The following is a 10,576-nucleotide window of genomic DNA, read 5'->3' as shown; positions in this document are numbered from 1 at the left end:
ACTAAAAAAAAAACGTGAAAAATTCCGCATTTTTTGTTTTGAGTTTTAGTAAATTCAAACATTTTGATTCCGCAAACATTTTCAATTCCGCAACTTTGGAATTCCGTTTCAATTTTCGTGCGAGTAAAAATTCCGCAAACTTACTTAATTCATAATTTCTATAAACTTGCTAAACTCCGCATTTTAAAAAAATCTAACGAGCGAGAGAGTGTTCCACAAATATTCAGTTTTTTTGTTTTTCAGAGTTTCAATTCCGCATTTTTGGATTTTTGAGCAATGAAATATAACGGTTAGTATATGAAAAGTAGGCGATTTCGAAGCACAGAACTTTCGGTTAAGTACAAAGTTTGATACGACCCGAAAGCCTTGATTTTATTAATGTTTCGCCTATTTTTTATATACATTGTTGTGCTTTCGTGCTTTATTCCAACTCTTCTCCTTTTAAAAGACGTTCAATGTTATTTTTAGTGTCTTGATTTGGTTCAATTGCCTTTAATCTTTTTATTTTTTCAGTTATTTCATTCGACCAATTTTCTGCTTTCCATTTATCTAAAACTCGAATTGCCATATTTCTGTTTCTCGTTACAGGACTATCTAAACCAACTAGAATAAGTTTTTCTCCTTTTTTCGGATAATTCTCCAAAAAAGTTATTACACTATCTAAAGAAGAATGTTTTTGATAATCATCTCCAACTCCCGAAGAGTCTCTTGGTCCAGAACCTAAAAATTCTAATGGTAAGTTGTTTATTGCAAAAGCTATAATTTCTTCGACATTATTCTCTTTTGCATTTGCTGTTACATCATACCAAGCTGAACTATCTAATGGATTTTGCATTAATTTATTCCAAACAGTATCCCAAAGGTCAATTCCAAGTTTTTCTGCTGCCTGTTTACCATTCCAATATTCAACATTATCAGAACTTTTTAAAGCACTTTGGACTTCTTCTGTCCAATCTTTAGAGTTTAATGACTCATTAATATCTATTAGACAATTAGATAAATCATTTTGATTCCAATTTTTTAAGGATTCATTTTCTTCTAGTGGTTCTTCTAAATAATCTTTGATTCTATGAAGTGTAATGTAACTATTGATGTTTAAGTTTCTTTTCTTTGAATGTCGTATAAAATTTTCTATAGCCTCACTTGATTCATCATATCCTGACATTCCAACAGCAGGACCTTCATCCATTAATGCAATAATGATATCACTAGCTGAAGAATAAAGCTTGTTGTCAATAGATTCAGCATTTAGTTTTTCGTTGAGCATTCCATTTTGTGCACAGGTTAAAGCTAAATACTCATACATTATGTTGTTTTTATAACCTTCAAGTATAAGCCAATCTTTTATTTCGCTATTCAACTCCATTTCAGCCAATCTATCAACTAATTGAATTTTTCCCCAACCATCAACTTGTTTGGCAAGTTCCCACAAGTCATTAACTAAATTGTCTGATAAATTTGAAAGTGCGATAGTTGAAAAAACCGTAAATTCATCATGAAGCCCCAATATTTTAATATCGTCTATTGGTTTCTTATTTTGGCATAATCCAAGAATAGCAATCCCAAACTTTACTGTATTTCGATTATTTGTTTTCGTAGCTAATTTGCTAGCGTAATCAAATAGATGTGGCTCAACAGGTAATGAACTTTGTACTAATTTTTGCAAAAACTCGTCTATAATTCCAATAACACTTTCATTCTCTGTAATCTCTCTATAAAAGTCTGATTTACTTTGATTATCTCCGTTTTTGGCAATTTTGCCAATTAGGCTAGAAAGGTGTTTTATTCTTGATTTAGATTCTTCCGATTCGTCTGCGCCAAACATTGCATCCATTAGACCTGGTGCGAACTTTATTTCATCATCAGCTTTTTTTTCGTCTGGAAGGGTTTCAGCCGATTCTTTTAAAGAACCATCTTCATTAATGTTCTTTTTTAGGTGTTGAAGAATTGACTCCTCCGTTTCCCACTTAAGGATTTCCTTTGGCTCTTCGTTTTTCAATAAATTTCTAATCCAATCTATCATTTTTGGTTTTTTCTTGCATGAAGCACAACGTTGTTGTATATGGTTTGTTGCGTGTTTCAAGCAACTAATTTAGTAAATAATTACCGACCAAGAAAGTCCGCGAGGACTTTCGTAAGTAGGCGAGAAGCCAGCAATAAATTATATACGGTGTTAGCAGCTGTTATTTTCTCAACTCATTATATTTTAGTGAATTCATTATTTGATTGTAAAGAGTAAATTTAGAATTTGCAAAGTTTACTTTTTCTCTATCAATTGCATTAAATCTATCTCCAAAAAAGATAAATAACAAATCGTTATTATTAGATTTTTCTAAATATTCATTAAATAAAGTATGATTTGTTTTTGTAAACCTATGGTCGTCAAAAATCACTAAATTGATATCTGATGTTGGTTTCGTGTATTTATTTCCGATGGAATAAGTTACATTTTTAATATTTACTTCTTTAAAAAAAGTTGATAAGAATTCTTTATCAATCTCATTTTCTACTATAACTAAAAGGTGACTTTTTTCTTTTAAAAGAAGTTCTAAATTCTGGCTTTTAATAAGATTTACTATTTTGTCTTTGTTAGTTTCTACAATATTAGAAACGATGTCGTTAATTTTGTTTTCAGAAATTTCTTCAGCTTTTCTGTTTATGAAACTTTTAAAATAAAACCAATAGCCTAAAAGAAGTCCTAATACTCCAATTCCTAAAGTGTATAGTAAATTTCTAATCCCGCTCAAATCTTGGTCAATCTCAATTTTATTTGCTAAAAATTCAGAATTAAGGTCTTTTTTTTTAATTTCAAAATCCTTTTCAAGTAATTCAGATTGTTTATTTATGTTTTCCTTTTGACCTTCCAGAATTTCAATTCTATTATTGAGTTTATTTATCTCTATAGAATTAGATTTTGAGTTTTGACCATATATGACAATACTTGTCAAAAAGAAGATAATTAATATTTTTAATTTCATACTTACGATATTATATCTTTCCAATATTGTTGATTGATTGAATTTGCAGCTTGTTGGGCTATTTTATTTTTTTCTGTTATTGTTAATGACTCAGAAATAATGTTATTTGAATTAGAAGGATCTATAACTCTTAAGGTCTTAAATGAGTCACGTAAGTATTCAAGAACAGTCCAAAAGTTTGTAGATAGTTGATTCTTATTCCTGTTTTTTAAAGCTTCTATAACTATCAATTCAAGGTAGAAAGATGGAAATTCCAAATTATGATTTTCTCTCCATATTTTTGTAGCTCTAATTTCATTAAGTCTGTCTGAATTTGAAACTTTATTTATATGTAAATCAATATTGGCTTGAGTCCAAGTATCTTTTTTTCTTACATATAAACTGTGAAAATTGGAATTAGTCTTATGTTGTTTGGCAGGAATTAAATCAAATTTTAGATTATTCCAAACTACACCAATTGAAACATTTTGTTTTCGGATTTCAAGTTCTTTATTTAGGTTATCGTATAAACTATTATATAAAGTTTTTAAAGTATCAGGATTGCTTGATTTTAAGGAAATGAAAATATCAATATCTGTATTTCCTTTGATTAAAGTGTCTTTTGCTGTTGAACCAGATAGTTTTAGTTTATTTAAGTATATACCAGCCCAATTTTCAAGAAAATCTGTCATTTTTTTAATTCTTGAATCCGTTATTAAAATCGGACTCAAATAATATTTTTTAATAACATTTAATATGTAATCATTTGCTGACATATTGCTTGGTTTTTTTTTTAATTGCTGCTAACGTTGTTGTGTATGGTTAGTTGCGTGTTTTAAGTAGTAAATTTAGTAAATAAAACACAGACCAAGAAAGTCCGTTTGGACTTTCGTAAATTGGCTAAAGCCAGCAATTAATTATACACGGTGTTAGCCATTGTTCTTTTTATTCAAATTCAATATTCCAGTTATTTTTCAAAGATTGTAATTTCGGAATAATACAAGATTTTTTCTCATTTTCAGTTGAAACGAAAATAGGAACAAAATCACCTTTCTTTTTATCACTCATTATCGAAAAATCAGACGTGATAGATTCTCCAATTATTTTTTTTCCGTTTTTCATTTCATTTTCATAATGTACTATAATTCCTTGCCCTATATTAAATAATCCAAATCCTGATTTAGGCATCATTGAAATAATTTTTCCTTTCTCTATTTTTCCAAACTTATATAAGTTCAATTCTTTTTTTAAATTAAAAATTGAATAAATTAAAAAAGGTAACCCAATAATTAGAAATGGAATTGGAATAAATAGAAAGAACCAAATTGAAAAATCATAAGGTTTTAAGTCCTTAATAATTGAACTTTCATTAAATGTTTTAATTTCAATATTATCTCCGATTTTCAATTCTTCTATTTTATTTTCCTCAAGAACTTTATATTTTGAATTTACTTCCTTTCCTTTTTCTAAATAGTTATATGAAATTATTGTTGGGTGAACACCATTATGAGAATGGTTATATTGAATTTCAATGCCTGTTATTTTAGCATTGGTTATTTTTCCTTTTGATTTGATTAACTCAAAATCAATTTCTGGTGTGTCATTTCCGATTGATAAAAATACAATAGTTAAAATACTAAAAATAAATAACGGAATTAGGGTAAATAGAAATCCAAAAAACATTGGAATTGGTCTCTTTTTTAAAATATTTAGTATAGTTGTAAATTTTACTTTTCTTGGTAGATTATTCATTCGTAAGTTTCGTTTTTCTAATAATGGCTAACGTTGTTGTATAAGCTTTGTTGCGTTGTTTAAGCAGTGAATTTAGTAAATAAAACACGAACGGCGAAATTCCGGAGGAATTTCCCAAGTGAGCTAAAACCAGCAATAAAGTTTATACGGTGTTATGTGTTGCCTTTTATTTCATCTTTAGTTCTATAGTCCATTGGAAAAGGATAATATGTAGCATATTTATTCAAAATAATTAATGGATTTATCAATTTCCTGTTTTTTTCATAATTTTTGAAACTCGTTATTTCAGTAAATTTCATTAATTGATTTGGATTGTCAATACTCAAGACAAAACCAAAAGGAGCGAAAGTAAATTCACATATTGCTCCGTACAAATTTGTATAATGAATGTTTCCATTTCTTGCTTGACCTTCATTATTCAAATACATATAAAATCTATATTTTTCAGGCAATTTTGTTAAGTTCTCATTTTTAACAAAATCTAACAATTCAGGATAACATTCTGTAAATATTAAATTATTAGAAGCAATAAAAATTGAAGTTATTTGTTTCAGGAAATTCAGAAGATTAATATCTGAAATATCAAATTGAAAGGCTTTAGCATTTTTGTCACTCGATTGAATTATATTCATTGCTATATGAGCAAATTCCTTATAAGTTCTAACGTATTTAGAACCTAAAAATCCATTACAATCTATACAAAAACTATATTCTCCAACACCTCCTTGTTCTTTTCTTGATTTTGGTTTAAGGTTTTCAAAAGTATATTCTTTCGCTTTTTTATAATATTCCGTTTGATCTACTATGTAATATTTTGTTTCTTTATTAAATGCAGAACGTGGAGGAATATGCTCAAAATTTAGTTCTTTGGTTTCTAAGCATAGTTTACATTTTCCAACTTTCGTTCTTTTTCTCATTTTTTTTTAGGTTACACATAACGTTTTGGTATAAAAATTTTTGCGATTTAAAAATGCGGCAAATTTTCCACCGGAAAATTAGAAGTATTTTTAAAAAAGCAAAAAGCTTTGATAAGGCATAAATTTAAGCAATTTTTTTTATACGGTGTTGTAATTTTGTTGTGAAACATTTGAGTAAATACATTTTAATTCCATTTCCAACTTTTCAACATATGAGTAAATTCCGACATTTTTTATGTAAAACACTTTTTCTAAAAAAAAAAGCGTGAACAAAATTCAGCATTTTTGATTTCGTTTTTGAGCAAATTTCAACGTTTTAATTCCGCAAAGATTTTCAATTCCGTTTGATTTGTAACTCGCGAGAGAGTGTTCCACAAAATTCCGTTTTCAACATTTCAGCATTTGAGTGAATTCCACAAAGATTTTCAATTCAGAATTTGAGTGATTTAAAATTTATTCGTCTAAATTCAGTTTTTCAATTCGCTTTTTTTCAGCGTTTCAATTTTTCTGAACAATGAATTACAACGTGTTTGTACAAGATTAGTTGCTGTGGTTAAGCAATAAAGTTAATAAATAATAACTGAATAGAAAGTCCGCGAGGACTTTCGTAAGTAGGCTAAAACCAAGCAATTAATTTTGTACGGTGTTGTGGTGTCGTTTTTTAAAATACTCAATTAATTACTGATATAAAACCAATAGTCTTTCAAATATTTTGTTCTAAAAATATTTTTTCACTTTCTTGTTTTTCTTTATTTCCGCATTTTTACTGCATTAATTTGGGGGATATTGTTTGATTTTTCTTTGTTGTCAAATTCTAATTCGACTAACTGATTCTTTCTGAATTCGAAAGGTTAAGTTTCATCTTCACGAAAAGTTATTTCTTGTATTTTTTTTCTTAATAATTAAGAGAGTTTCATGGATTTTACCACATTTCTTAATGTGTCCATCTTTTTGTTCGTCCAGAATCCGGTGTTTTTCTGCAGAATCTAAAAACCACTGTTATAATATAATTCAGCTTCTTTGGGATATTGATTATTTATATTTTTCCATCTTTCTGCTACTTTGAAATACAATCCTTTTCAATATCAAATTCTATTTACACTAACTTTTCTTTCAATTCAATATCTTTTGTTTTAAATAGAATAAATATATATATCAATTATTTTCTATTCATATAAGTTGAAATTATTCCAACTGCGACGAGGATCATTCCTAAAAAGAGTAAAAAGGTTCCAGCCTTGTAAAAAGTTTCGTTGTTGTTAACACCGTATAACATAACTCCAATTCCAAAGCTTTGTATTACTAGTCCAATTATAGATATTGGCAAGGCATATTTTTTCATATTTTTAATTTTAAGTTTTTAATTCAGTTTATTTTAAATTATATAATTATATTCTCAAGAATTATCTCTGAAATGCACCACAACGTGTTTGTGTTATGGAAAGTTGCGTTTTTATGAACGGCAGATTTTCCGCATGAAAATCAAAGTTTATAAAAACGCAACTAACTTTTAGTTAAGCTAAAAATAGCAATTTTTTATACACGGTGTTGGCAAATGTTATTTCATTATTTTTTCTAATCCTTTTTTTATTAAATTTAAATTATTGATTAAAGTTTTTTCTTTTGAATTTTCAATTTTTGAATTATCTTCAAATAGAGTTTCTGGATCAATTTTTCCGTTTACAAAATAACTTTCAGGTTTAAATGCACCAATTTGAATTTCAATTATTTCTTTTTCTGAATTAAGAAAATAAATTGTTGGAAACGAGAAAAGATGCTTGAATTTTCCAATTTCTAATTTAATTGGTTTCATTGAATTTGTTTTAACCAATGATGGAATTACTATTACATTATTGTTGAATTTTGAAGAGTAATTTTCAGCTTTTTTTCCCACATCATGTGTAAGCATAATAAATTTGACTTTCTTTTTATATTTTTCACTTAACTCATTTATTGCAGGAACTAAAGATTCACATGGAGCACACCAAGAAGCTGTTACAATTATTATAGTTGGTATTTTATAATCTTTTAAATCTATTTTTTTATTATCTGAATCGTTAAATATAAAATTATTAAATTTCTTTTTTATTAAATTATTTTTTAATTCGTCATGATGATTCCATATTTTTTTTTCGAATGATTTACCGTAATTTCCTTTCATTTTTTTTAAAAAGGAATCTACAACAATACTGTATGTTGAGTCTTTTTTGAAATTCGTATTTTCAAAACTTTTATCTTGAAATTCAAGTTCGACATTATTTTCTAAAAAAGTTATAAAAAATAAGGATAAAGATAAAATTTTCAGGTATTTCATTTATTTTTGTATTTAATGTTTGCCAACGTTGTTGTATAAGGTTAGTTGCGTGTTTTAAGCAGTAAATTTAGTAAATAAAACACAAACCAAGAAAGTCCGTTTGGACTTTAGTAAATAAGCTAAAAGCCAGCAATTAATTTTATACGGTGTTGGCAGTAGTTATTTTTTCTTTCGGCTTTATGTTATATTTTTTCAAAATTTCAGGGTACAAATTACGAGCAGACAAATATTCAGATAATTCCATTTCAAAATCGCCATAAACTTCAATCATTTCTTTTGTCGGCATATATTTATTTTCATATTCCCAAAAATATTTATTGTACAAATCCGTAAATTCTACTGTTTCCTTATAATTTTTAACATCTATTAAGATGTTTTTATATAATTTTACTTCTCCACCTGTCTCAAAAAATGTTTCTCCGTTTTTAAAAAGAATTAAATTCGTTTTTTGCCAATTTTCTGTTTTTTCATAACCGCCTGAAACTCCGATACGACTATTCTCATATTTTATTAACCAATCTATAATTGACTTTTCATTAGAATTGTCAAATTCAGAAAGTGCTTGTTTTGAAGAATTATGATTATTGACTAATTCATTAAAGTTTTTAATAGTTACGTAAATTGATAAAAAAGGCCAAACAAAATTATAATCCCAATCAAAGTTTTTTACTGAATTATATAATTTTTTATTGTCTTTAAACCAAGAAATAAATTCTTCAATATCCGTTATTTTATTCTCGAACTTCTCGAATTCTTTTACTGCAATTTTTACTTGTTTTTGAAGAAAAGAAATATGAGGTGATGGATTATAATTTTTGCTTTCGTCTTTTTTAAACCTAAAATAGATGCACTTTTTCTTAATTAGGGTTTCTTTGTTTTTAAAAGCACTGCATCTAAATAAATCTATGATTTCATTATTTTCCTCTTTAAAAAGTAAATCTAAATAATCATTGTTTTTGGTTAAAAAAGTATAACCATTACAACCTTTATAACATTTATTACAACTACCTTTTGAAACTTGTTCAAATTTAGTAATACCTTGCTTTTTTAAGATTTCAAATTTATTACTTAAAGTTTTTATAAATAAATCTTTTGAAACTTCCATATATGCTTTGTCATTGTCTAAAACGACATTTAACAAGTCAATATTCATTTCAGTTATTGCCTCTATTATGTTTTGTTTTTTTAACATTATATTTTTATTCATCAAAGTAACCATATCCTGTTTTATTCAAAACATTTATTGTGTCATTGATTATAGAAAGAGAGGTGATTGATACAAGTAATCTCTTGTCCTTTGTTAACCATTCATATTCATATAATTCAACATTTTTTTCAATATTATCAAATGTCTTATCAATAGATATGGTTGCGCCATCTAAATAATATTTATCATTAGAGTTTAATGATCTTTTTATTGGATTTGAAGTCTGTTGGTATAAATTTGATTGACTTACTCTATTAATAATGTTATCTTCATCGTCAAATATTTCAATTGCAATACTTTCAAGCAGAAAGTTAGCATCATCAGGTAAACCATCTTCTTCTTTATAACCTATAAATGATAAAGCAAGTATTTTTTTGTGTGTTGAACTTCCACCATAACTATCTTTTAAAACAATAAGTGAATAATGATATTCTGTGATTATTATTTCTCCTTGTTCTTGATTTTCTTCAGTGATACGTTCAATAATTCTATTTTCCGCATCATATTTTAAAGAAGGTTTTACTTCTATGGGTTCGTAAATATTTTCAGTTTTAACTGTTTTAGTCCTGAAATCAGTAATTATTTTAGAAATTACCTTACCATTCTCTATTTTTACATCAGTTGTTGTTATAGGTTCGTAGGTTTCTTCTGTTTTTGTTTTTGGGTCATTTGAAAAACTTGTAATAGGATAAGTTTCTTTTGTCTTAAATACAGATATTCTATAACCAAAATTATTATATTCATAATTATGCTCATATATATATTCGTTTGGACCATCATCTACGATTACTTTTTTTTTAATTAATCTATTATCTTTTTCATAAACGTATTCAATTTTATCACCTGGATATTGATTTTCAATTATAATGTTTCCATTTATATCAAATTCTTTATAGTAATTATTTGAAGTTTCTCTTTTTAGTTTCATTTTTAAATATTTTCAAAAAGAAGATGTATAGATTTATTTATTGCTTCTACCGTTTTTATTGCATTTTCTTTAGATGTAAAAGTATCTATTATTTTTGTTTCTCCGTATAAATTTTTATTAGTCAAAATTACCCAAAGATTATTTTTAAATTGATATTCGACATAATAATATGTGATATTAGTACTACTGCTTTTATTCACTTCTTTTGAATGAAGCATTGGCTTTATTTCAATACCTTTTTCTGTTTTATAAACTGTTTTATAAACTGTTTTTCTTTTGGTCTTACTTTCAAATATCAATTTTGACATACTAATTCAGGTTTGAGTGAGTTTAATTACTGCCAACGTTTTGGTATAAAAATTTTTGCGATTTAAAAATGCGGCAAATTTTCCACCGGAAAATTAGAAGCATTTTTAAAAAAGCAAAAAGCATTGATTAGGCATAAATTTAAGCAAGATTAAAAGGCCACCTTTTAAACGGCGTAAAAATTTAGCGTTTTTA

The 10,576-nt window shown here is 26.8% G+C and carries 9 protein-coding genes; all 9 read right to left on the bottom strand.

The genetic code is table 11. From position 1 onward, the window contains the following. Nucleotides 1-421: 421 nt before the first annotated feature. The 9 genes from SHK09_RS14825 to SHK09_RS14785 all read right to left on the bottom strand — a co-directional run bounded on the left by SHK09_RS14825 (nucleotide 422) and on the right by SHK09_RS14785 (nucleotide 10,383). Complete coding sequence (locus SHK09_RS14825) at nucleotides 422-2,083, bottom strand: hypothetical protein (protein ID WP_319811569.1); 1,662 nt, start codon at nucleotides 2,081-2,083, stop codon at nucleotides 422-424. A 100-nt stretch (nucleotides 2,084-2,183) separates the two neighbouring features. After that, nucleotides 2,184-2,978, bottom strand: a complete 795-nt coding sequence (locus tag SHK09_RS14820) for an NARF domain-containing protein (RefSeq protein WP_319811568.1) — start codon at nucleotides 2,976-2,978, stop codon at nucleotides 2,184-2,186. Between the two features lie 2 nt (nucleotides 2,979-2,980). Beyond that, the gene (locus SHK09_RS14815) at nucleotides 2,981-3,733 is read right to left on the bottom strand and encodes an SMODS domain-containing nucleotidyltransferase (protein ID WP_319811567.1); all 753 of its coding nucleotides are present in this window, start codon (nucleotides 3,731-3,733) and stop codon (nucleotides 2,981-2,983) included. Between the two features lie 169 nt (nucleotides 3,734-3,902). Further along, nucleotides 3,903-4,640, bottom strand: a complete 738-nt coding sequence (locus SHK09_RS14810; protein WP_319811566.1) for a hypothetical protein — start codon at nucleotides 4,638-4,640, stop codon at nucleotides 3,903-3,905. A gap of 221 nt (nucleotides 4,641-4,861) precedes the next feature. Further along, a complete protein-coding gene (locus SHK09_RS14805) occupies nucleotides 4,862-5,626 on the bottom strand; it encodes a hypothetical protein (RefSeq protein ID WP_319811565.1) in 765 nt (254 codons plus the stop codon). A gap of 1,558 nt (nucleotides 5,627-7,184) precedes the next feature. Next, a complete protein-coding gene (locus SHK09_RS14800; RefSeq protein WP_319811564.1) occupies nucleotides 7,185-7,940 on the bottom strand; it encodes a thioredoxin family protein in 756 nt (251 codons plus the stop codon). 139 nt (nucleotides 7,941-8,079) lie between these two features. Further along, the gene (locus tag SHK09_RS14795; protein WP_319811563.1) at nucleotides 8,080-9,132 is read right to left on the bottom strand and encodes a hypothetical protein; all 1,053 of its coding nucleotides are present in this window, start codon (nucleotides 9,130-9,132) and stop codon (nucleotides 8,080-8,082) included. Nucleotides 9,133-9,139: 7 nt separating this feature from the next. Beyond that, nucleotides 9,140-10,075 carry a hypothetical protein gene (locus SHK09_RS14790; RefSeq protein WP_319811562.1) on the bottom strand — a complete coding sequence of 312 codons (936 nt, stop codon included), beginning with the start codon at nucleotides 10,073-10,075 and terminating at the stop codon, nucleotides 9,140-9,142. A 2-nt stretch (nucleotides 10,076-10,077) separates the two neighbouring features. Continuing rightward, the gene (locus SHK09_RS14785) at nucleotides 10,078-10,383 is read right to left on the bottom strand and encodes a hypothetical protein (RefSeq protein WP_319811561.1); all 306 of its coding nucleotides are present in this window, start codon (nucleotides 10,381-10,383) and stop codon (nucleotides 10,078-10,080) included. Nucleotides 10,384-10,576: the final 193 nt, after the last annotated feature.

It is taken from the genome of Polaribacter sp. PL03 (assembly GCF_033875165.1).
In the GTDB taxonomy this organism is placed as follows: Bacteria; Bacteroidota; Bacteroidia; order Flavobacteriales; family Flavobacteriaceae; genus Polaribacter.
This window is presented reverse-complemented; position numbering and strand designations above follow the sequence as displayed.

Excerpts from the sequence above, each read along its gene's own strand:
- SHK09_RS14805 (WP_319811565.1), bottom strand. The coding sequence starts at position 5,626 with ATGAGAAAAAGAACGAAAGTTGGAAAATGTAAACTATGCTTAGAAACC.
- SHK09_RS14790 (WP_319811562.1), bottom strand. The coding sequence starts at position 10,075 with ATGAAACTAAAAAGAGAAACTTCAAATAATTACTATAAAGAATTTGAT.
- SHK09_RS14800 (WP_319811564.1), bottom strand. The coding sequence starts at position 7,940 with ATGAAATACCTGAAAATTTTATCTTTATCCTTATTTTTTATAACTTTT.
- SHK09_RS14795 (WP_319811563.1), bottom strand. The coding sequence starts at position 9,132 with ATGTTAAAAAAACAAAACATAATAGAGGCAATAACTGAAATGAATATT.
- SHK09_RS14820 (WP_319811568.1), bottom strand. The coding sequence starts at position 2,978 with ATGAAATTAAAAATATTAATTATCTTCTTTTTGACAAGTATTGTCATA.
- SHK09_RS14785 (WP_319811561.1), bottom strand. The coding sequence starts at position 10,383 with ATGTCAAAATTGATATTTGAAAGTAAGACCAAAAGAAAAACAGTTTAT.
- SHK09_RS14810 (WP_319811566.1), bottom strand. The coding sequence starts at position 4,640 with ATGTTTTTTGGATTTCTATTTACCCTAATTCCGTTATTTATTTTTAGT.
- SHK09_RS14815 (WP_319811567.1), bottom strand. The coding sequence starts at position 3,733 with ATGTCAGCAAATGATTACATATTAAATGTTATTAAAAAATATTATTTG.